The following is a 20,595-nucleotide window of genomic DNA, read 5'->3' as shown; positions in this document are numbered from 1 at the left end:
CGGAGGTCTCCAGGACGGCCGGACGTGGCCTAGCCCAGCCTACTGCGGGCAGCGGCGGCCGTGAAATCTTCGGGGAAGTGCTCCAAGGCGCTGAGCACCGGATAAGGCGTCATGCCACCCAGCGCACAGAGCGATCCCAGGCGCATCGTCTCGCCGAGGTCGCGCAACAGGGCGAGCTTGGTCTCCACCTGGCGGCCCGCGAGCACATCATCCATCACTTCGACGCCGCGGGTCGAGCCGAGGCGGCAGGGCGTGCATTTGCCGCACGATTCGGCGGCACAGAACGCCAGTGCGTGCCGCGCCATCCGGGCCATGTCGACGGTGTCGTCGAACGCCACGATGCTGCCGTGTCCGAGGACCGCGCCCTGGGCGGCGAAGACTTCGTAGTCGAGGGGGAGGTCGAAGTGCGCGGCCGGTACATAGGCGCCGAGCGGGCCACCGACTTGCACGGCGCGCAGCGGCCGCCCCGTGGCCGAACCGCCGCCATAGTCGTAGAGGATCTCGCGCAGGCTGATGCCAAAGGGTTGTTCGATGAGGCCTGGCCGGGCGATGTTGCCCGCGAGCTGGATCGGCAGCGTGCCGCGCGAACGGCCGGTACCGAGCTGCTGGTAGGCTTCGGCCCCTTCGGCGAGGATGTAAGGGACAGTGGCAAGCGTCAGGACGTTATTGACGAGCGTGGGTTGACCGAAGAGGCCGCGCAGCGCCGGCAGCGGCGGTTTGCTGCGCACCATGCCGCGCTTGCCCTCGAGGCTCTCGAGTAGCGCCGTCTCCTCGCCGCAGACATAGGCTCCGGCACCGAGTCTCACTTCCACATCGAAACGTTTGCCGCTGCCGGCGACGTCTGCGCCCAGATAGCCGGCGCGGTAGGCGGTAGCGAGGGCGCGCTCCAACGTAGCGTGGGCGTGCGGATATTCGACGCGCAGGTAGATATAGCCTTGGGTCGCGCCGACGGCGAGCGCAGCGATGGTCATCCCTTCGATCAAGGCGAAGGGATCGCCTTCCATGATCAGCCGATCGGCGAAACTGCCGGAATCCCCCTCGTCGGCATTGGCGACGACGTATTTGACGCTTCCCGGAGCCTCACGGACCGTGTTCCACTTGATGCCGGCAGGAAAGGCCGCGCCGCCGCGTCCGCGCAGGCCGGAGGCGGTGATCGCCGCGACGATCTCCTCCGGGGCGTGTTCGAGCGCACGGTGCAGGCCACGATAGCCGCCGTGGGCGAGATAATCGTCGAGATCGAGCGGATCGATGAGGCCGATCCGGGCGCACGTCAGTCGCTGCTGACGTTGCAGGTAGGGGATCTGCTCAATGGGTCCGAGTCGGGTGGGGTGCGCCCCTCCTGCGAGAAACCCCGCATCGAAGAGCTCCGGGACGTCTTGCGCCCGCACCGGCCCATAGGCGATGCGTCCAGCGGGCGTGGCGACTTCGACCAAAGGTTCGAGCCAGAACAGACCGCGCGAGCCGTTGCGCGCGAGCCGCAGCTCGACCCCGCGCTGCGCAGCTTCGCGTTGGATTGCCTCGGCGAGCGCCTCGGCCCCCACGGCCAGTGCGCTCGAATCCCGCGGCACATAGACGGTCACGCTCATACCAACCCCTTCGCGCGCAAGAGTTCGTCCAGGCGCGCCGGCGTCATACGCCCGTAGACCTCGCCGTCGAACTGCAGGGCCGGGGAGCAGCCGCATTGCCCCAGGCAATACACCGGCTCCAGCGTCACCGCCCCGTCGGCGCGCGTGCCATGGAACTCGCAACCGAGCCGTTCCTTGGCATGCTCGGCCAGATGCTCGCCCCCCATGGCCAGGCAGGATTCGCCACGGCAAATCTGCAGCACGTGCGCCCCGGGCGCTTGCTCACGAAAATGAGGATAAAAACTGATGACGCCGTGGATTTCGGCGCGCGAGCGATCGAGCGCCTCGGCGATCAACGGGACGCTGCCGCGCGGCACGTGACCGAATTCGGTTTGCAGCGCGTGCAGGATGGGCAGCAGCGCACCGGGTCGCTCTTTGTGCGCGTCGATCACGCGCCGGACGGTGGTTTCATCCCACGCCGAAGGGGTCATGCCGCGCTCCACGGAAAAGCCAATAATTTCGATTAGAGGCATAAACCGTTTTTGTGTCAAGAGGATGGAGTGATCTCTGCCGAGCGCGGCGGATACCCCAGGGGCTACGCGAATGAGCGGCTCGAGGACAGGGCGGCCTTCTCCGATGCTCGGACGCCGCCTTACCCCCTGCCCCGATCCTTTGACCAGTCTGGCATCTGGCGCTCTGGGCGTTCTCGTCCTGCAACCGTTCGCGACGATTGTTCGCGCTGCCGTTATAATGCCCACTGACGGTCGGAGGACACGTGCTGCGCTGCCCTATAGGGGTTTCCCTAGTGGCGCCCGGCCATGGAGATCGCTACACTGCGCGCCTTTGCCCAAGCGCGCCCTTGCCGGGAGAGAGGATGTTTCGCCGCCTGCTCGATCGACTCGAAGAATTCACCATCGGCGCTCTGCTGGCCATCTCGACCCTGGTCATCTTTCTGGCCGTGGTGCATCGCTATCTTGCGGGTTTTGCCATCCCTTACCTGCAAGATTGGCTCCTAGGATTCCATTTCGGCTGGGCGCAGGAATTCGCCATGATCTGTGCCGTGTGGATGGCGAAGTTCGGGGCGGCTTATGGCGTGCGTACCGGCATTCACGTGGGGGTAGATCTACTGGTGATGCGCCTGCATGGCGGCGCACGCCGCGCGTGCATCACTCTGGGGCTGCTATGTGGCCTGCTCTTTTGCGGCTTGCTCGTGTGGTACGGTGTGCGTTTGGTATGGGAAAACGGCGCGGCATACGCCTGGTATACCGGTTTGGGGCGAGATCCCGGGCCCTATTTCGAGGGTCCGCTCACGGCCGATCTGGAATGGCCTTCCTGGATGGTATATCTCGCCATCCCCTTGGGCAGTGCCTTGATGGGCTGGCGTTTCCTCGAAGCCTTGCTCGGCTATTGGCGTGACGGCATCTTGCCGCAGCATCGCGTGGCGCACGTCAAGGGGCTGGACGAGGGTGAGGGGGTGCCGCCCTCGATCGAGCAGGGAGCGAGCCGATGAGCGCCGCCATTCTCTTCGGTATGCTCTTCGTGCTCATGCTGGTGGGCATGCCCATCGGCGTGGCGCTGGGGCTGACGGTCATCACGTATATGGCGTTCTGGACGCCGGTGCCGCTCGAATCCGTAGCCCTGAAGATGTTTACCGGCATCGAGAAATTCGAGCTCCTCGCCATTCCATTCTTCATCCTGGCCGGCACCTTCTTGACGAGCGGCGGGGTGGCGAGGCGTATGATCCGGTTCGCCAATTCCATGGTCGGGCACGTCACCGGCGGTCTGGGGATGACGGCGGTACTCGCTTGCGCGCTCTTCGCGGCCGTTTCGGGATCTTCTCCGGCCACGGTACTGGCCATCGGTTCCATCCTCATTCCGGCCATGCTCAAACAGGGTTATTCGCGCCGTTTCGCGATCGGTACCGTGGCTTCGGCCGGTGGTCTGGGGATCCTCATTCCGCCGTCCATCGTGATGGTGATGTACGCGGTCACGACCAACACCTCGATCGGGGCCCTCTTCATGGCTGGCGTGTTGCCGGGGCTCGTGCTGGTGCTCATGCTCGGGGCCATCACGTATTGGCAGGCCAGGAAACACGGTTTCGCGCGCGAAGCGAAGGTCTCCTGGCGCGAGCGCTGGCAGGCCCTGCGTGAGGCTTTCTGGGGTCTGCTGCTCATCGTCATCGTCATGGGGGGGATCTACGCCGGCATCTTCACTGCCACCGAGGCCGCGGCCATGAGCGCCGTCTATGCCGCAGTGATTGCGCTCTTCGTCTATCGTGACATGACTTGGCGCGACGTACCCCGGGTCTTGGTCGACTCGGCCAACATGTCCTCCATGCTCTTCTTCATCATCGCCTCGGCTTCGCTCTTTTCTTTCATCCTCACCAGCGAGCAGATCCCTCAGATGCTCGCGCAGGCGATCATCGATCTGGGGTTGGGGCCGATCGGGTTCCTGCTGGTGGTCAACGTGCTGTTGCTCCTGGCGGGCAATCTGATGGAGCCCTCTTCGATCATCCTCATCCTCGCCCCCATTCTCTTTCCGGTGGCGGTGGCACTGGGCATCGATCCGATCCACTTCGGCGTGATCATGACCGTCAACATGGAAATCGGCATGATCACCCCTCCGGTGGGGCTCAATCTCTTCGTGGCCAGCGGCATCACCGGCGCCGGCTTGGGCGAGACCTCGCGTGCCGTGATCCCTTGGCTGCTGACCATGCTCGTCTTCCTCGTCTTGGTCACGTACTGGCCGACTTTGTCGCTGGCGTTGCCCCAGGCGCTGGGAATGATGTAAAGTGTGATGACGATTTCGCATCGTCCATTTTCCATGCCATCGGGAGGGAAAACATGAAATTGAAAATGATGATCGGCGCGCTGGCGCTGGTGGCGACGATGGGGGTGGCGCAGGCGGCCGAACCCATCCTGCTCAAATTCAGCCACGTGGTGGCCGAAGATACCCCCAAGGGCAAGGGAGCGCTGAAATTCAAGGAGCTGGCCGAAAAATACACCGAAGGGAAGGTCAAGGTCGAGGTCTATCCCAACAGTACGCTCTACAAGGACAAGGAAGAACTCGACGCGCTGCAGATGGGGGCGGTGCAGATGCTGGCGCCTTCGTTGGCGAAGTTCGGTCCTTTGGGGGTGCGTCAGTTCGAGGTGTTCGACCTGCCTTACATCTTCGAGGGCTATGAAGACCTGCACAAGGTGACCTACGGCCCCGTCGGCAAGAAACTGTTCGCCGAGCTCGAGCCGAAGGGCATCAAAGGGTTGGCCTACTGGGACAACGGCTTCAAGGTGTTCTCGGCCAACCGGCCGCTGCGCAAACCCGAAGACTTCAAAGGGTTGAAAATGCGCATCCAATCTTCCAAGGTGCTCGAGGCGCAGATGCGTGCCCTCGGCGCCATCCCGCAGGTGATGGCGTTCTCCGAGGTATATCAGGCCCTGCAGACCGGGGTGGTCGATGGCACCGAAAATCCGCCCTCCAATCTCTATACCCAAAAAATGCACGAGGTGCAGAAGTACGTCACCCTGTCGGATCATGGCTACCTCGGCTACGCCGTGATCGTCAACAAGCGCTTCTGGGATGGCCTGCCCGATGAGGTGCGCGCGGCGCTGGAGAAGGCCATGGAAGAGGCCACCGTTTATGCCAATGATATCGCTGCGGAAGAGAATGCCAAGGCGATCGAGGCGGTGAAGGCCGCAGGGACGAGCGAGATCATCACCTTGAGCGCCGAGGAGAAGCTGGCGCTGAAGAAGGCGCTCGTGCCGGTGCATGAGCAGATGAGCGGGCGTATCGGTCGCTCGGTGATCGAAGAGGTCTATCAGGCCACCGGCTTCGATCCCAAATCCTTGCGCTGACGTGGCGGGAACTCAGGGGACGGGGCGAAGAGAGGGGCATCCGCCCGCCCCGTCCGGCGGCAAATCGGGTGGCCCGGTCACGTTGGCCCTGCGTCGCGTGGCCATCGACACCTACCGCGAAAACGTCGCCTATCTGCACCGGGAGTGTTCGGTCGTGCGCGCCGAGGGATTCCAGGCGCTGGCCAAGATCGAAGTAGGGCAGAATGGCGAGCGGCACATCCTCGCCACGCTCAACGTGGTCGATGACGCGAACCTCGTCGGGGTGGCAGAGGTCGGGCTTTCGCTCGAGGCTTTCACCCAGCTGGGCCTGCCCGAAGGGGCGAAGGTGACGGTGGCGCAGGCCGAGCCGCCGGAATCCATGGGGGCGCTGCGGCGCAAGCTCTCCGGCGAGCGTCTGCGTCCGCAGGAGTTTTTGGGCATCGTTCGGGACATCGCCGAACGGCATTATTCCAAGATCGAGCTCACTGCCTTCGTGGTGGCCACGCACCACAACGAGCTCGATCGCGAGGAAGTGTATTTCCTCACCGATGCCATGACCCAGGTCGGCCGGCGGCTCGACTGGCACGAACGCCCCGTGGTCGACAAGCACTGCATCGGCGGCATTCCGGGCAACCGTACTTCCATGCTGGTGGTGCCCATCGTCGCCGCGCACGGGATGCTCTGCCCCAAGACCTCCTCCCGGGCGATCACCTCGCCGGCTGGTACCGCCGACACCATGGAAGTGCTGGCCGAGGTCGAGCTATCCATCGAGAAGATGGAGCGGATCGTGCGCCAGCTCCGCGGCTGCCTCGCCTGGGGCGGGACGGCGAATCTTTCTCCTGCCGACGACGTGCTCATCTCGGTGGAGCGGCCTCTGGCAATCGATGCGCCAGGGCAGATGGTGGCCTCCATCCTCTCGAAGAAAGTGGCAGCGGGCTCGACCCACCTCGTGCTCGACATTCCCTTGGGGCCGACGGCCAAAGTGCGCTCGATGCGTGAGGCGCTCCAGCTGCGCAAGCTCTTCGAATACGTGGCGCACCGACTGGGCTTGATGATCGACGTGGTCATCACCGACGGGCGCCAGCCGGTGGGATTCGGCATCGGACCGGTGCTGGAAGCGCGCGACGTGATGCGCGTGTTGGAAAACGACCCGCGCGCGCCCATCGATCTGCGGCAGAAAGCTCTGCGGCTCGCCGGCCGAGTGATCGAATTCGATCCCGACGTGCGCGGCGGGGAGGGATTCTCCATCGCCCGGGACATCCTCGATTCGGGACGCGCCTTGGCCAAGATGCGCGCCATCGTCAAGGCGCAGGGAGAAAAACCGTTCGATCACAATGCGCCGCCGCTTGCGCCGCAATGGTTCGAGGTGACGGCACCCGTCGAGGGAGTCGTCACCGAAATCGACAACTTGCACCTGGCCCAGATCGCTCGGCAGGCAGGGGCGCCAAAGGTCAAGGGTGCTGGCGTGGATCTGTTCAAGAAACTGGGCGATCCCGTTGCCCGAGGCGAGCCGCTCTACCGCGTCTATGCCCAATATCCAGCGGATTTACTGTTTGCGCGGCGCAGCTGTGAGCGGGCCACGGGCTATCGCATCGGGGCCCCGTCAGAGGTGGTCGAGGTCTATACGGAGTTCTGATGCTGCTCTTTTTTCCCGAAGAAGAAGGGCTCGCGCGGCGGCTGGCCTCGGCGATCGGTTGCGAACCGGTGCCGATCGAGCGCCACCGTTTCCCCGATGGCGAAATCAAGCTGCGCCTGCCGGAGCGGCTGCCCGACAAGGTCGTGCTGCTGCGCGGCCTCGATCATCCCAATGAAAAGCTCGTCGAGCTGCTGCTCGCCGGGTCGGGGCTGCACGAGGCGGGGGTGCGGCGCATCGTGCTGGCGGCACCGTATTTTCCCTACTTGCGTCAAGACAAGGCGTTTGCTCCCGGAGAAGTGGCGAGCGCCTTCGTGGTGGGACGTTTCGTCGCGTCCTGCGTCGAGGCGCTCGTCACCGTCGATCCGCACCTGCACCGCATCGCCCGCCTCGACGAGGCCGTGCCGGTCTCGCCAGCGCTCGCTCTGTGTGCGGCGCCGCTTTTGGGGGAACTCGCGGCGCGCGAGCGGGGGCGAGCGCTCCTCGTCGGCCCCGACGAAGAGTCGCGCGCCTGGGTCGAGGCGGCCGCGCGGGCCGTCGGCCTGGACTACGCCGTGGGGCGGAAGGAGCGGCGCGGCGACCGGGACGTCGAGGTGACCTTGCCCGAGGGGCTGGACGTCCGTGGCCGGGCGGTGGTGGTGCTCGACGATGTGGCGAGCACGGGGCGTACGCTCGCCCAAACCGTGCGAACCCTGCGCGCGGCCGGGGCGGCATCGGTGGACGTGGCGGTGACGCACGCGCTCTTCGTCGAGGATGCGCTCGAGACCGTGCGTGCAGCCGGTGCCCAGGCGATCTGGAGCACCGACACGATCGCGCACCCCACGAACGCGGTGAGCGTGGTGCCGCTGATGGCGCAGGCGATTCTTGCCGCCTTTTAGGCGTTCGCTTCCTGGTGCTTCATCGCCACCAGCAGGCTGCACGGCAGTGTATCGAGCAGCGAGTGCCCCACCGAGCCGTGCCACCAGCGATCGAGGGGGCCACGCCGGCGGTGACCGACGACCACCAGGTCCGCATGCACTTCTTCGGCATACTCCCCGATCACCGGTGCCGCTTCGCCCACTCGGACGACTCCGTCGACTTCCAATCCGGCATTTCTGAAGCGCTCGATGCCTTCTTCCAGGATGTGATTGATGCGGGCGTAGTTTTCGTCGAGGCAGTCTTCCGGAACCACTACTTGGGAATACTTGGCTTCGGGTGGAACCGCCATCACCGCGAGTAGGTGGCAGCGCGCGCCGACGAGGCCGGCGAGATCGATTCCTTCGGACAATGCGGCTTGCCCTTCGGCGCTGCCGTCGTAGGCGAAGACGATGGTACGGTAGGTCATGGCGACCCCTCTGGCTGGCCTGGGTTCAGTGTAATCGGTGCGGCATTGCATGGGCGTTTCAGCGGCGGCCTTTCATCAAATAACCGGGCAACAGGGAGAGCAGGAAGACGATGCCGACGAGGGCGAACCCGTCGCTGTAAGCCATGCTCTGGGCTTTGGCCGCGAGCACCTTGTCGAGAAAGTTCAAGGCGCCGCCCGCCTGATAGGCATGGGAGGGCGGAACGCCGGCGACGGCGTGAATCTGCTCGAGCATCTGGATCACGTAGCGCGTCGTGCCGTTGGCCTCGGTCTGGGTGGCGGTCAGGGCGGCGGAATGGAAAGCGAAACGGATTTCGACGGCCGCCGACAAGAGGCTCACGCCGAAAGCGCCGCCCAGCTGACGCATGAAGTTGATGGTACCCGTGCCTTGCGCGAGCAGCTCCGGCGGCAACGCCGACAGCGCCCCGGCGTTCAAGGCCGGCATCATCACCCCGAGCCCGACGCGTCCCAGCAGCACCATCAGCGCCATGTCCCAGAAGGAGACGTCGACGTCGATTTCATAGAGCAGGAGGTTCGAAATCCCGAAGAGGAAGAGGCCGGCGCACACCAGCCAGTAGGCGGGTAAGCGGTCGGTGAGCCGGCCGGCGATAGGGAAAACGAGACCGAGGATGAGTCCGGCGGGCATCAGCAGGAGTCCCGAGCGCGTCGGCGTATAGCCCTGCACGGTCTGCAGGAAGAGCGGAACGAGGTAGGTCGACCCGTACAGCCCCGCCCCATAGAGGAAGGCGACGAGCGAGGCGGCACTGTAGCGACCGAACGAGAAAACGCGCAGGCTCACCAGAGGTTCGGCGCGACGCGCGAGCCAGGCGACGAAAGCGAGGAAAAAGGCCACGCTCAGCGTTGCCGTACCGACGATGACATCAGAATCCCATCCTTCGCGTTGTCCATTGGCGAGCGCATAGAGGGAAGTGACGAGGAAGGCGGTGAGCAGCACGAAGCCGAAGGCATCGAAACTGCGGCGCTTGACGCCGCTCAGTCGGGTAGGCAGGAAGACGGTGCCCAACAGCATGCCCACGAAAGAGGTGGGCAGGCCCATGTAGAAGACGTAGCGCCAGTCGTAGTTGTCGATGAGCCAGCCGCCCAGCACGGGGCCGATCGCCGGGGCGAGCACCACGCCGATGCCGTAGATGCCCATGGCGGTACCGCGTTCTTCCGGCGGAAAGACGCGGAAGATCATGATCATCGCCAGCGGCTGGATGATGCCGGCCGCGACCCCCTGGGCGACGCGGGCGAAGGTGAGCACGTTCTCGTTGGGAGCGAGTCCGCCGAGCACCGAGGCGGCGGCGAAGAGCGCCATCGAACCGACGAAAGTGGCGCGGATGCCGATCGCGTCGTTGAGCCAGGCGTTGATGAGCATGGAGGCGGTCATCGCCGCGAGGAACCCGGTCGACATCCATTGCGCCTGGTCCTGGCCGATGCCGAAAGCGCCCATGATGTCGGGTAGCGCCACGTTGACGATGGTCGAGGAGAGCACGACCGTGATCGTGCCCATGAGCGTGGTCGTGATGACGAGCCAGCGATAGGCCGACCCAAACCGTTCGAAGAAACCGGAAAGTTCGTCAGTGGCGGACATCGATCGAGATGACGGCCATCATGCCGGGCTTGAGGAGTCCGTCTTCCTGCTTCACGCGGATGCGTACCGGGATGCGCTGGGTGATCTTGGTGAAGTTGCCCGAAGGATTGGGGTTGGGCAAGAGCTGAAAGGCGCTGGTGGCGGCGTTGCCGATGAGCCAGACTTCGCCGTGGAAGACCCGGCCGGGCAGCGCGTCGACCGTCACGTCCACCGCTTGACCGGGGCGCACGTCGGCGATCTTGGTCTCCTTGATGTTGGCTTCCACCCAGACATTGTCGGGATCGTGGATGAGCATCACGCGCTGGCTCGCCGCGACATAATCACCCACGTTGGCGAAAGTGCGGTCGACTACGCCATCGACGGGGGCGGTGAGGATGAGGTCTTCGAGATCGAGCCGGGCGAGGTCGAGTTCGGCGCGTACTTGATCGCGATGCACGTTCGCCTGTTCGTGCTGCCGCTCGAGCGAGCCGAGCAAGGCGTCGGCTTGGGCCTTGGCGAGCCGTGCCTTGGCTGCGTCGAGCTGGGCCCGGGCGCTGGCTTCGTTCTGTGTGGCGATTTTGTAGGCGTTCTCGGCGTGTTCGGCCTGCTGCTCGGGAACGGCGCGCAGTTTCACCAGGGCCGCGTTGCGCCGATAGTCGCTCTCGGCGTTGCTGCGCTCGATCTGTGCCGCCTTGAGCGCCTCTTCGGCCGTCTTCACACCGCTGTCGGCTTCTTGTACGGCGGCTCGGGTCACGGCACGCCGTTCGGCGAGCAGGCTCTCCAAGCGTTCGATTTCCTTTTCGGTGGCAGCCAGCGCCGCTTCTTGCGCGCGGACCTTCAAGTGGGAGGGCTCACGATAGAGCACCGCCAGTACTTGACCTTTGCGGATGAGATCGCCTTCCATCACGGGGCGTTCGACCAGCCAGCCCGCCAAGCGTGGGGCGATGGTGATCATTTCGGCCGCCACGCGAGCGTCGGTCTCTTTGATGTGGGTGAGGCGGTAGTGGACGATGCTGGCGATCCACGCGAGCAGGACGAGCGAGACGAGGATCAACAGCACGCGACGCAGCCGGGGATGCCCGGCAAAGACGGATTTGACGCGGTCAATCATGGAGGTTCTCGAGCTTCTGGCGCAGCTGCGATAGCACCTTGGCGGCGATGGCGACGCACTCCGGCTCGATGCCTTCGAGCAACTGCTCGCGCAGCTCCTGGGCGATCACGGCGACTTCATGCTGCAGCGTCTTGGCCTTGGCTGTTGGGACGACGCGCTTGGCGCGCCGATCGCCGGGGACGTCTTGCCGCTCGATCCAGCCGTTGGCCTGCAGACGATCGAGCAGGCGCACGAGCGTAGAGCCTTCGATGCCGACTTTGCGCGCGAGCACAGTCTGCGTCATGCCTTCGTCGGGCAGCTTGATCAGCACCAGCCATTGCGATTGCGACAGGCCCAGATGGCGCAGACGTCGGTCGAGCTCGGCCCGCCAATAGCGGGCGACTTCGTGCAGCAGAACGCCGAAATTGTTGGTAGTGTTCATCGTAATTATTGGCTAGCTAACAAGGTTCATTATAATGATCGTGATGTCGCAGTGTCAAACCATGCTGCGTCAGCGTCGTGCGCTCACCTTGACATCGCCCGGGGGGCGCGCTATGGTTCGATCCACATGGCGCCGATTTGAGCCTCAGCTTGCGGGCGCCTTACAAATGCAGCTAAAGCGGGATCGCCCGGCGCCCGCATGTCGCTGGGCTTTTTCGTCTACGGGAGCCGCCGCATGAAGCATCCTCGTTCCGTGGGGTTCGTCGAGGCGCAAAAAGCGCATTTCGACGAACCGCTACCACTCAAGGCCGGAAGGGTCCTGCCGCAGTACGACCTGGTCTATGAAACCTACGGGACGCTGAACGCCGCGCGCAGCAACGCCGTGCTCGTGTGCCATGCGCTGTCGGGTTCGCACCACGTCGCCGGGGTCTATCGTGACGACCCGCACAACGTCGGCTGGTGGGACAACCTCGTCGGACCGGGCAAGCCGCTCGACACCGAGAAATTCTTCGTCATCGGGGTGAACAATCTCGGAGGCTGTTTCGGCTCGACCGGGCCGGTGTCGATCAATCCGGCCACCGGCAAACCCTGGGGGGCGGACTTCCCCTTCGTGACGGTGGAGGATTGGGTCAATGCCCAAGCGCGGCTCGCCGATCGGCTGGGTATCGAGCGCTTCGCCGCGGTGATCGGGGGCTCGCTCGGCGGCATGCAGGCGCTCTCCTGGTCGCTGCAGCATCCCGAGCGTGTGCGCCACGTGCTGGCGATCGCCACCGCGCCCAAGCTCTCGGCGCAGAACATCGCCTTCAACGAGGTGGCGCGCCAGGCCATCCTCTCGGACCCCGATTTCCACGGTGGCAACTACTACGAGCACGGCGTGGTGCCCAAGCAGGGATTGAGACTGGCGCGCATGATCGGGCACATCACCTACCTTTCCGACGACGCCATGGCCGAGAAATTCGGCCGGGCTCTGCGCCACGGGATCACCCGCTATTCGTACGACACCGAATTCGAAATCGAATCTTATCTACGCTATCAAGGGGACAAGTTCGCCCGGTTCTTCGATGCGAACACCTATCTGCTCACCACGCGGGCGCTGGACTACTACGATCCGGCGGCCGATTACGGCGGCGATCTGGCGGCGGCCCTCGCGCGTGCCGAGGCGGCTTTCCTCGTGGTGGCGTTTACCACCGACTGGCGCTTCTCGCCGGCGCGTAGCCGCGAGATCGTCTCGGCCCTGGTGCACTCGGGAAAAGACGTGTGTTACGCCGAGATCGACAGCAAGGCCGGGCACGATTCCTTCCTGCTGGAGCATCCGCGCTACCATGCGGTGCTGCGCGCTTATTTCAATCGGATCAAGGTGTGACCATGGCGACTTCCGACCGCGAAACCGTGCACCGTGCGCCGACGCTTCGCCCCGACCTGCTGGCGCTCACCGAATGGATCGCTCCGGGCGAGCGCGTGCTCGACCTGGGCTGCGGCGACGGGGTGCTGCTGCGCCATCTCATCGACACCAAGGGGGTGGTCGGCTATGGCATCGAGAACGATCCGGCCCGCATCGTCGCCTGCATCGAGCGCGGCATCAACGTCATCCAGAGCGACCTCGACGAGGGGCTCGCCGACCTGCAGGACGGGCATTTCGACCACGTCATCATGAGCCAGGCGCTGCAGGCCATGCACAATACCCAAGGCATCTTGCGGGAGATGTTGCGTGTGGGGCGCGAAGCGATCGTGAGCTTTCCCAACTTCGCGTTTTGGAAACACCGCAAGAGCATCCTCGAGGGACGCATGCCCGTGTCGGAGAGCCTGCCGCACCAGTGGTTCAATACGCCCAACGTGCGTTTCTTCACCGTGGCCGATTTCACCACCTTGTGCGGCTTGCTCGACATCGAAGTGCGCGAGTGGCGCGGCTTCGACGATCAGGGCCGACCGGTGCAGGAAGATCTGAATTTTCTTGCCGCCCTGGCGATTGCCCGCATCGGCCGCGCCGCACCCTGAGCGGGTGCATCACCCCACGGTGAAGTTCTCGACGTCGATGCGCGAGACAGGGCGATCGAGCAGGCGCGCCACGACCTGCGCGAAGGTCTGGGCCCATTCGCCCCCCTCGGCAAAGCGTGCTTCACCCGCGCATTTGGCGAGGTTGAGAATCAGGTCGACCACGAGCACCTTGCCCATCGGGTTGGGTTGATCGCACTCGAGCGCTTCCATCTCACGCACCAGCCATTCTTTGGCGACGTTGCGATCGAGCGCTTCGACGGCCTCCGAATTGGTGTAGAACTCGTATTCGCGACCGGGCCCGAAGACTACTTTGACGACGTGGGACATGGAAACTCCTCCTGTTTCGATGATGAAAAATATTTGAAGATGTCTTCGCTCGTTTGCGCATTGTAGACGATAGCCGCTGCGGGGTGCAGAAGAAGGACGTTGTAATGGTTCGGCAAAGGGGGAGGAAATAAAGCGCATGGTAAATGACGAAAGCGGTATGGCAGAGGGAGTGCGAATCCATGAGGCGGTGTTTCGCGTGCACGACGCTCGGCTCGATCATTTCCCCGAGCAAGACGTGCTCGCCGAGGAAACGCCGGTGGCGCTCGAATACAACGGCATCGCTTATGCAACGATGCTCGCCACGCCTGCCGACCTGGAAGACTTCGCCCTGGGGTTTTCGCTCACCGAGGGGATCGTCGAGGCGCCGGCCGAGCTCTACGAGCTCGAACTCGAATCGAATCAGGCGGGCGTGATCGTACGGCTGGAGATCGCCAGCGAGCGCTTCGCACGCCTCAAAGCGCGGCGGCGTGCCTTGAGTGGGCGCACGGGTTGCGGCCTGTGCGGCATCGAGTCGCTCACCGAGGCGGTGCGGCCGGTGCCGCGCGTGCCGCAGGGCGGGGTCGTGCCGCTTGCGGCCGTGCTCTCGGCCATGCATGCCCTACGCGCACGTCAACCCTTGCATGGGGCCACCGGTGCGACCCATGCGGCGGCGCTTGCCGCGGCCGATGGCGCGCTCTTGGTGGTGCGCGAGGACGTGGGTCGGCACAACGCGCTCGACAAGGCGATCGGAGCGGCGGCGCGCGCCGGGTTGCTCCGCCCGGGGGGCGCGGCGATCGCGCTGATGTCGAGCCGAGCGAGTTTCGAGCTGGTGCAGAAAGCGGCGGTGGCCGGCATCGGCGTGCTCGCGGCGGTGTCCGCGCCCACGGCCTTGGCGGTGCGCTTGGCCGAGGAGGCGGGCATCACGCTGCTGGGCTTCGTGCGCGGCCGAGAGGCGACGGTCTATAGCCGGGTGGATCATCTGGTTACGGAATGAGCACCGCCGCGCCATTCACGCGACCCGCGCGCAAGTCGGCGACGGCCTCGTTGGCCGCAGTCAGGGGATAGCAGGTGACGGCCGGATGCAGCGGCACTTCGGCGGCGAGCTGCATGAAGGCTTCACCATCGGCCCGCGTGAGATTGGCTACCGACGTGAGCGTGCGCTCTTCCCACAGCCAGCGGTAGGGAAAGGAGGGGATGTCGCTCATGTGGATGCCGCCGCACACCACCGTGCCGCCTTTGTCGGTAGCGCGCAGCGCCTGCGGTACGAGCTCGCCCACAGGTGCGAAGATGAGCGCGGCATCGAGCGGTTCGGGCGGCAGTTCGTCCGAACCTCCGGCCCAGCATGCACCCAGACGGCGGGCGAATTCCTGGGCGGCGACGTCCCCTGGGCGGGTGAAGGCGTAGATGCGCTTGCCTTGGTGGATGGCCACCTGGGCGATGAGGTGCGCCGCCGCGCCGAAACCGTAGATACCGAGGCGTTCGAGGTTCGCCCCGGCCTTGGCGTAGGTACGCCAGCCGATGAGCCCGGCGCACAGCAGAGGCGTGGCCTCGGCGTCGCCGTAGCGCTCGGGGATGGGAAAGCAGAAGCGGGCGTCGGCCAGCGTCTCCTCGGCAAAACCGCCGTCGCGCGTGTAGCCGGTGAAGACGGCCGATTCACACAGGTTCTCCTGCCCGCGCCGGCAGTAGCGGCAATGCCCGCAGGCGCCGCCGAGCCAAGGCACACCCACGCGATCACCCACGCGAAAGCGCGTCACCCCGGCACCCACTTCGAGCACGCGCCCGACGATCTCGTGGCCGAGTACGAGCGGCAGCTTGGGGTGGGGCAGCTCGCCGTCGATCACGTGCAGGTCGGTACGGCAGATGGCACAGGCGAGCACTTTCAGCCGGATCTCACCAGGGCCGGGCCGAGGGGAAGGGCGCTCGACGCATTCGAGCGCCGCGCCGGGACGGGTGAGGAGCATCGCTTTCATCGGCGTTCTCCCAAGTCGACGAGATACTCAGTATAGGCCCGGGCCTCAGGGTTTTCCTTACTTGGCGCGGGGTTGACAGGGTCCGATCGATGCCCTACAAAGCGAAAATCGCGGCAGTGTCGATCGCGACTCGACCTTGGCGGACTTCCCTGGCGGGGCCGTTCGGGCGAGTAAAGGGGGCGGTACCCAAAACGGACCGCCACGGGTAAAAAAACAACCCCAGGGGAGACCCATGAACGGGATGAACCGAAGGCAGTTCTTCAAGGTCAGCGCTGCCATGCTCTCGGGATCGAGCATGGTGGCGCTGGGTCTGGCGCCACAGGCGGCTCTGGCCGAAGTGCGCCAATACAAGCTCGCGCGCATGACCGAGACGCGCAACACCTGTCCCTACTGCTCGGTGGGATGTGGAATCCTGATGTACGGCTTGGGTGATGGCGCGAAGAACGCCAAGGCCACCATCGTGCATATCGAGGGGGATGCCGACCATCCGGTCAATCGGGGCACGCTGTGCCCGAAAGGCGCCTCGCTCATCGATTTCATTCACAGCCCGAATCGTCTCAAGCAGCCGCAGTACCGTGCGCCCGGTTCGGACAAATGGCAGACGATCTCCTGGGACGAGGCCTTCGATCGCATCGCCGCGTTGATGAAAGCCGACCGCGATGCCAATTTCGTCGGAAAGACCGCCGAGGGCAAGACCGTCAATCGCTGGCTCACCACCGGCATGCTCGCAGCTTCGGCGTCCAGCAACGAAACAGCCTATCTGACGCACAAGATCGTGCGCAGTTTGGGGATGCTCGCGTTCGACAACCAGGCGCGTGTCTGACACGGCCCGACGGTGGCAGGTCTTGCCCCGACGTTCGGCCGTGGAGCGATGACGAACCATTGGGTCGACATCAAGAACGCCGACATCATCCTCATCATGGGCGGTAACGCCGCCGAGGCGCACCCCTGTGGATTCAAATGGGTGACCGAAGCCAAGGCGCACCGTGGTGCCAAGCTCATCGTCGTCGATCCGCGCTTCACGCGCTCGGCCTCGGTGGCCGACGTCTATGCGCCGATCCGCACTGGCACCGACATCGTCTTCCTCGGTGGAGTGATCCGCTATCTGCTGGAAAAAGACCAGATCCAGCACGAATACGTGCGCAATTACACCGATCTGTCGTTCATCGTGCGGGAAGACTTCTCGTTCGAGAACGGCCTTTTCTCCGGCTACAACCCCGAGAAGCGCCGCTACGACAAATCGAGCTGGGACTATGAGCGCGGCGAGGACGGTTACGTCAAAACCGATCCCACCTTGCAGCATCCGCGCTGCGTCTATCAGCTCATGAAGCAGCACTATGCGCGCTACACGCCGGAAATGGTCGAGCGTGTCTGCGGTACGCCGCAAGCGAAATTCCTGCAGATCTGCGAGATGCTTGCTTCCACCGCGTCGGCCAACCGCGTCGCCACCATCCTCTATGCACTCGGTTGGGCGCAGCATTCGATTGGAGCGCAGATCATCCGTACGGCGGCGATGATGCAGTTGCTCTTGGGCAACATCGGCATGCCCGGCGGAGGGATCAACGCGCTGCGCGGGCACTCCAACATCCAAGGGCTCACCGACCTGGGGCTGATGTCCAACCTACTGCCCGGCTATCTCACGCTGCCCAACGAAGCCGAGCAGGAACTGCCGCAGTATCTGGCCGCACGCGCGCACAAGCCGCTGCGTCCCAACCAGATGAGCTACTGGCAGAACTATCCCAAGTTCTTCGTGAGCCTCATGAAAGCCTGGTGGGGGAAAGCCGCCACGGCCGAGAACAACTGGGCCTACGATTACCTGCCCAAGCTGGACAAGCCCTACGACTTGCTGCAAGTCATCGAGCTCATGGCGCAGGGCAAGATGAACGGCTACATCTGTCAGGGGTTCAACCCGCTGGCGGCGGCGCCGAACAAGGCCAAGGTGTTGGAGGGGCTCGCCAAGCTCAAGTACCTGGTGGTGATGGATCCGCTGGCCACCGAGACCTCGGAATTCTGGCGCAACGTGGGCGAATCGAACCCCGTCGATCCCTCGAAGATCCAGACCGAGGTGTTCCGGTTGCCCACCACCTGTTTCGCCGAGGAAGACGGCTCGCTCGTCAATTCCGGGCGTTGGCTGCAATGGCACTGGAAGGGGGCGGAACCACCGGGCGAGGCGCGCAGCGACATCGAAATCATGGCCGAGCTCTTCCTGCGTATCCGCGAGCGCTACCGCCGCGAGGGCGGGGTCTTCCCCGACCCCATCCTCGATCTCTCGTGGCCCTACGTCAACGCAGCCCGTCCTACGCCCGAGGAGCTCGCCAAGGAGTACTCCGGCAAGGCCCTGGTCGATCTGCCCGACGCGAAGGATCCGACGAAGATCGTGCGTCGCGCCGGCGAGCAGCTCGCCGGGTTCGCCGAGTTGCGCGACGACGGCAGCACCGCCTGTGGCTGCTGGATCTTCGCAGGGTGCTGGGGGCCAAACGGGAACCTGATGGCGCGGCGCGACAACAGCGACCCCACCGGTATCGGCCAGACGCTCGGCTGGGCCTGGGCCTGGCCGGCGAACCGGCGCATCCTCTACAACCGTGCCTCGGCTGACCTGCAAGGGCGTCCGTTCGATCCGCAGCGCAAGCTCATCTACTGGAACGGGAGGGCCTGGACCGGGGCGGACGTGCCGGACTACAAAGCCGACGAGCCGCCCGAGACCGGCATGGGCCCCTTCATCATGAATCCCGAAGGGGTGGCGCGCTTCTTCGCCCGCGCCGGCATGGCCGAGGGGCCGTTCCCCGAGCACTACGAGCCGTTCGAGACGCCGCTCGGCTACAACCCGTTGCATCCGAACACGCCGGCGGCCACCAGCAACCCGGCGGCTCGGGTGTTCGCGCGCGACCTCGCCGACATGGGCAAGGTGGAGGAATTTCCGCACGTGGCGACCACCTACCGGCTCACCGAGCACTTCCACTACTGGACGAAGCACGTGTTGCTCAACAACATCGTCCAACCGGAGCAGTTCGTCGAGATCGGCGAGGCGCTCGCCAAGGAGCTGGGCATCACCAATGGTCAGCAGGTCAAGGTCTCTTCCAAGCGCGGCTACATCAAGGCGGTCGCTTTGGTGACCAAGCGCATCCGACCGCTGACGATCGAGGGCAAGACGGTGCATCAGGTGGGTATCCCGATCCACTGGGGGTTTACCGGCCTCACCAAACCGGGATTTCTGGCGAACACGCTCACGCCGTCGGTGGGCGATGGCAACATCCAGACGCCGGAATTCAAGTCCTTCCTCGTGAAAGTGGAAAAGGCATAGGAGCGCAGCCATGGCATTGCAATCTCTCGACATCAAGCGGCGCTCCGCCACCACGTCGCCCACCCCTTCGGTGCGCGAGCCGAGCGTGGGCGCGGTGGCCAAGCTCATCGACGTCTCCAAGTGCATCGGCTGCAAGGCGTGCCAGACGGCGTGCATGGAGTGGAACGACCTGCGCGACGAGGTCGGTACCAACGTCGGCGTCTATGACAATCCGGCCGATCTCACCGAGCATTCGTGGACGGTGATGCGGTTTGCCGAATACGAGACTCCTCAAGGGGATCTCGAGTGGCTCATCCGCAAGGATGGCTGTATGCACTGCGAGGATCCGGGATGCCTGAAGGCATGCCCTTCGCCCGGGGCGATCGTGCAGTACGCCAACGGCATTGTGGATTTCCACCAGGAGCACTGCATCGGCTGCGGTTACTGCGTCACCGGCTGCCCCTTCAACGTACCGCGCATCTCGAAGAAGGATCACAAGGCGTACAAGTGCACCCTGTGTTCCGATCGCGTCGCCGTGGGGCAGGAGCCGGCCTGCGTCAAGACCTGTCCCACGGGCGCGATCGAGTTCGGCACGAAAGAGGTAATGACGGAGCACGCTCAGGCGCGCATCGCCGACCTCAAATCCCGCGGCTACGCCAACGCCGGGCTCTATGATCCCGCCGGCGTGGGCGGTACGCACGTGATGTACGTGCTGCACCATGCAGACCAGCCCACCCTCTACAGCGGGCTGCCGAAGGATCCGCAGATCAGCCCGGCCGTGTCGCTGTGGAAAGGGGTGGCCAAGCCCTTGAGCATGGCGGCGATGGCGCTCGCCGCCTTGGTCGGGTTTTTCCATTACATGCGCGTCGGTCCGGCCGAGACGAGCGAGGAAGACGAGCGCAACGCCGAGAAGGAGGTGTCCCATGAGTGAGACGGCCCGGCCGCGGACCCTACCGCGCTACAGCGCCAGCGAGCGCAGCAATCACTGGGTGGTGGCGATCACCTTCATCTTGCTCGCGCTCTCGGGTTTGGCTTTCTATCACCCGGCTTTTTTCTTCCTGAGCCATTTGCTCGGTGGCGGGTACTGGGCGAGGGTGCTGCATCCGTATATCGGGGTGGTGTTCTTCGTCTGTTTCGCTCTGCTCGCCCTGCGTCTGGCGCGGCACAACGCCTGGGAGGCGAAGGACGCACAGTGGTTGAAGCAGTTCCCCGACGTGCTCGCCAACCGCGAGGAGCGGCTGCCCGAGGTGGGGCGCTACAACGCCTTGCAAAAGCTTCTCTTCTACGTGCTGGTGTTGAGCGCGGTGGGGCTCTTTCTCTCAGGCATTGGATTGTGGCGTGAATGGTTCGCTTTTTCCGTAGGGACCGTGCGGTTGGCGGCGGTGGTGCATGCGCTGTGCGCCTTCGTGGCCATCACGTCCATCATCGTGCACATCTACGCGGCCATCTGGGTGAAGGGTTCGGTGCGCGCAATGACGCGGGGCGACGTGACCTGGGGCTGGGCCTGGCGGCATCATCGCGCCTGGTTCAGACAGATGGTCAAGGGTGCCAACAAGTAAGGGAGAACGGC

The 20,595-nt window shown here is 64.6% G+C and carries 19 protein-coding genes; 11 read left to right on the top strand and 8 right to left on the bottom strand.

Features of this window, described 5'->3' with window-relative positions:
* Positions 1-29: 29 nt before the first annotated feature.
* Positions 30-1,586 carry an NADH-quinone oxidoreductase subunit NuoF gene (locus EPD81_RS03355; RefSeq protein WP_142803985.1) on the bottom strand — a complete coding sequence of 519 codons (1,557 nt, stop codon included), beginning with the start codon at positions 1,584-1,586 and terminating at the stop codon, positions 30-32.
* Complete coding sequence (locus EPD81_RS03350; RefSeq protein WP_221929189.1) at positions 1,583-2,056, bottom strand: formate dehydrogenase subunit gamma; 474 nt, start codon at positions 2,054-2,056, stop codon at positions 1,583-1,585. The genes EPD81_RS03355 and EPD81_RS03350 overlap by 4 nt, the downstream gene beginning before the upstream one ends.
* Positions 2,057-2,439: 383 nt before the next feature.
* On the opposite strand from EPD81_RS03350, the gene EPD81_RS03345 reads away from it, so the two are divergent.
* The 5 genes from EPD81_RS03345 to EPD81_RS03325 all read left to right on the top strand — a co-directional run bounded on the left by EPD81_RS03345 (position 2,440) and on the right by EPD81_RS03325 (position 7,906).
* Positions 2,440-3,075 carry a TRAP transporter small permease gene (locus EPD81_RS03345; protein WP_142803983.1) on the top strand — a complete coding sequence of 212 codons (636 nt, stop codon included), beginning with the start codon at positions 2,440-2,442 and terminating at the stop codon, positions 3,073-3,075.
* Positions 3,072-4,355, top strand: a complete 1,284-nt coding sequence (locus EPD81_RS03340; RefSeq protein ID WP_142803982.1) for a TRAP transporter large permease — start codon at positions 3,072-3,074, stop codon at positions 4,353-4,355. Before EPD81_RS03345 ends, EPD81_RS03340 begins: the two co-directional genes overlap by 4 nt.
* Before the next feature lie 53 nt (positions 4,356-4,408).
* A complete protein-coding gene (locus tag EPD81_RS03335) occupies positions 4,409-5,416 on the top strand; it encodes a TRAP transporter substrate-binding protein (protein ID WP_142803981.1) in 1,008 nt (335 codons plus the stop codon).
* Between the two features lie 82 nt (positions 5,417-5,498).
* Entirely contained in the window at positions 5,499-7,031 is a 1,533-nt protein-coding gene (locus EPD81_RS03330; RefSeq protein ID WP_142803980.1) for a thymidine phosphorylase family protein, read from the top strand.
* Positions 7,031-7,906 (top strand): ribose-phosphate diphosphokinase, encoded by an 876-nt coding sequence (locus EPD81_RS03325; protein WP_142803979.1) that lies wholly within the window; start codon positions 7,031-7,033, stop codon positions 7,904-7,906. The genes EPD81_RS03330 and EPD81_RS03325 overlap by 1 nt, the downstream gene beginning before the upstream one ends.
* Here the strand turns inward: EPD81_RS03325 and EPD81_RS03320 are convergent.
* Genes EPD81_RS03320 through EPD81_RS03305 form a run of 4 tightly spaced genes read right to left on the bottom strand, consistent with a single transcriptional unit; the run spans position 7,903 to position 11,475 of the window.
* A complete protein-coding gene (locus EPD81_RS03320) occupies positions 7,903-8,352 on the bottom strand; it encodes a universal stress protein (RefSeq protein ID WP_169115431.1) in 450 nt (149 codons plus the stop codon). The two genes, EPD81_RS03325 and EPD81_RS03320, sit on opposite strands and share 4 nt — an antisense overlap.
* A 58-nt stretch (positions 8,353-8,410) precedes the next feature.
* The gene (locus EPD81_RS03315; RefSeq protein ID WP_142803977.1) at positions 8,411-9,964 is read right to left on the bottom strand and encodes a DHA2 family efflux MFS transporter permease subunit; all 1,554 of its coding nucleotides are present in this window, start codon (positions 9,962-9,964) and stop codon (positions 8,411-8,413) included.
* Entirely contained in the window at positions 9,951-11,054 is a 1,104-nt protein-coding gene (locus EPD81_RS03310; RefSeq protein WP_142803976.1) for an HlyD family secretion protein, read from the bottom strand. Before EPD81_RS03310 ends, EPD81_RS03315 begins: the two co-directional genes overlap by 14 nt.
* The gene (locus tag EPD81_RS03305; protein ID WP_142803975.1) at positions 11,047-11,475 is read right to left on the bottom strand and encodes a MarR family winged helix-turn-helix transcriptional regulator; all 429 of its coding nucleotides are present in this window, start codon (positions 11,473-11,475) and stop codon (positions 11,047-11,049) included. The genes EPD81_RS03310 and EPD81_RS03305 overlap by 8 nt, the downstream gene beginning before the upstream one ends.
* 234 nt (positions 11,476-11,709) lie before the next feature.
* On the opposite strand from EPD81_RS03305, the gene EPD81_RS03300 reads away from it, so the two are divergent.
* Together EPD81_RS03300 and metW are read left to right on the top strand one after the other, a co-directional pair.
* Positions 11,710-12,837, top strand: coding sequence for a homoserine O-acetyltransferase (locus EPD81_RS03300; protein ID WP_142803974.1), 1,128 nt, complete (start codon positions 11,710-11,712; stop codon positions 12,835-12,837).
* A 2-nt stretch (positions 12,838-12,839) separates the two neighbouring features.
* Positions 12,840-13,469 carry a methionine biosynthesis protein MetW gene (metW, locus tag EPD81_RS03295; RefSeq protein WP_142803973.1) on the top strand — a complete coding sequence of 210 codons (630 nt, stop codon included), beginning with the start codon at positions 12,840-12,842 and terminating at the stop codon, positions 13,467-13,469.
* A gap of 9 nt (positions 13,470-13,478) precedes the next feature.
* On the opposite strand, the gene EPD81_RS03290 is transcribed toward metW, so the two are convergent.
* Positions 13,479-13,796, bottom strand: coding sequence for a hypothetical protein (locus EPD81_RS03290; RefSeq protein WP_142803972.1), 318 nt, complete (start codon positions 13,794-13,796; stop codon positions 13,479-13,481).
* A 136-nt stretch (positions 13,797-13,932) separates the two neighbouring features.
* Between EPD81_RS03290 and fdhD the strand changes: the two genes are divergently transcribed.
* Positions 13,933-14,769 (top strand): formate dehydrogenase accessory sulfurtransferase FdhD, encoded by an 837-nt coding sequence (fdhD, locus tag EPD81_RS03285; protein ID WP_221929187.1) that lies wholly within the window; start codon positions 13,933-13,935, stop codon positions 14,767-14,769.
* Here the strand turns inward: fdhD and EPD81_RS03280 are convergent.
* A complete protein-coding gene (locus EPD81_RS03280; RefSeq protein ID WP_142803970.1) occupies positions 14,759-15,745 on the bottom strand; it encodes a zinc-dependent alcohol dehydrogenase family protein in 987 nt (328 codons plus the stop codon). The genes fdhD and EPD81_RS03280 overlap by 11 nt on opposite strands.
* Before the next feature lie 232 nt (positions 15,746-15,977).
* Between EPD81_RS03280 and fdnG the strand changes: the two genes are divergently transcribed.
* From fdnG to EPD81_RS03265, 3 genes are read left to right on the top strand one after another with little or no spacing between them, the layout of a single operon-like run.
* The gene (fdnG, locus tag EPD81_RS03275; protein WP_142803969.1) at positions 15,978-19,046 is read left to right on the top strand and encodes a formate dehydrogenase-N subunit alpha; all 3,069 of its coding nucleotides are present in this window, start codon (positions 15,978-15,980) and stop codon (positions 19,044-19,046) included.
* Between the two features lie 10 nt (positions 19,047-19,056).
* On the top strand, positions 19,057-19,956 hold the full coding sequence (gene fdxH / locus EPD81_RS03270) for a formate dehydrogenase subunit beta (RefSeq protein WP_142803968.1): 900 nt from the start codon (positions 19,057-19,059) through the stop codon (positions 19,954-19,956).
* Complete coding sequence (locus EPD81_RS03265) at positions 19,949-20,584, top strand: formate dehydrogenase subunit gamma (RefSeq protein ID WP_142803967.1); 636 nt, start codon at positions 19,949-19,951, stop codon at positions 20,582-20,584. The genes fdxH and EPD81_RS03265 overlap by 8 nt, the downstream gene beginning before the upstream one ends.
* Positions 20,585-20,595: the final 11 nt, after the last annotated feature.

Source organism: Tepidiphilus sp. J10 (assembly GCF_006980785.1).
Lineage (GTDB): Bacteria > Pseudomonadota > Gammaproteobacteria > Burkholderiales > Rhodocyclaceae > Tepidiphilus > Tepidiphilus olei.
This window is presented reverse-complemented; position numbering and strand designations above follow the sequence as displayed.

Bases quoted from the DNA above. Each gene is read 5' to 3' on its own strand.
- EPD81_RS03355 (WP_142803985.1), bottom strand. From the start codon at position 1,586: ATGAGCGTGACCGTCTATGTGCCGCGGGATTCGAGCGCACTGGCCGTG.
- EPD81_RS03350 (WP_221929189.1), bottom strand. From the start codon at position 2,056: ATGACCCCTTCGGCGTGGGATGAAACCACCGTCCGGCGCGTGATCGAC.
- EPD81_RS03345 (WP_142803983.1), top strand. From the start codon at position 2,440: ATGTTTCGCCGCCTGCTCGATCGACTCGAAGAATTCACCATCGGCGCT.
- EPD81_RS03340 (WP_142803982.1), top strand. From the start codon at position 3,072: ATGAGCGCCGCCATTCTCTTCGGTATGCTCTTCGTGCTCATGCTGGTG.
- EPD81_RS03335 (WP_142803981.1), top strand. From the start codon at position 4,409: ATGAAATTGAAAATGATGATCGGCGCGCTGGCGCTGGTGGCGACGATG.
- EPD81_RS03325 (WP_142803979.1), top strand. From the start codon at position 7,031: ATGCTGCTCTTTTTTCCCGAAGAAGAAGGGCTCGCGCGGCGGCTGGCC.
- EPD81_RS03320 (WP_169115431.1), bottom strand. From the start codon at position 8,352: ATGACCTACCGTACCATCGTCTTCGCCTACGACGGCAGCGCCGAAGGG.
- EPD81_RS03315 (WP_142803977.1), bottom strand. From the start codon at position 9,964: ATGTCCGCCACTGACGAACTTTCCGGTTTCTTCGAACGGTTTGGGTCG.
- EPD81_RS03310 (WP_142803976.1), bottom strand. From the start codon at position 11,054: ATGATTGACCGCGTCAAATCCGTCTTTGCCGGGCATCCCCGGCTGCGT.
- EPD81_RS03305 (WP_142803975.1), bottom strand. From the start codon at position 11,475: ATGAACACTACCAACAATTTCGGCGTTCTGCTGCACGAAGTCGCCCGC.
- EPD81_RS03300 (WP_142803974.1), top strand. From the start codon at position 11,710: ATGAAGCATCCTCGTTCCGTGGGGTTCGTCGAGGCGCAAAAAGCGCAT.
- metW (WP_142803973.1), top strand. From the start codon at position 12,840: ATGGCGACTTCCGACCGCGAAACCGTGCACCGTGCGCCGACGCTTCGC.
- EPD81_RS03290 (WP_142803972.1), bottom strand. From the start codon at position 13,796: ATGTCCCACGTCGTCAAAGTAGTCTTCGGGCCCGGTCGCGAATACGAG.
- fdhD (WP_221929187.1), top strand. From the start codon at position 13,933: ATGGTAAATGACGAAAGCGGTATGGCAGAGGGAGTGCGAATCCATGAG.
- EPD81_RS03280 (WP_142803970.1), bottom strand. From the start codon at position 15,745: ATGAAAGCGATGCTCCTCACCCGTCCCGGCGCGGCGCTCGAATGCGTC.
- fdxH (WP_142803968.1), top strand. From the start codon at position 19,057: ATGGCATTGCAATCTCTCGACATCAAGCGGCGCTCCGCCACCACGTCG.
- EPD81_RS03265 (WP_142803967.1), top strand. From the start codon at position 19,949: ATGAGTGAGACGGCCCGGCCGCGGACCCTACCGCGCTACAGCGCCAGC.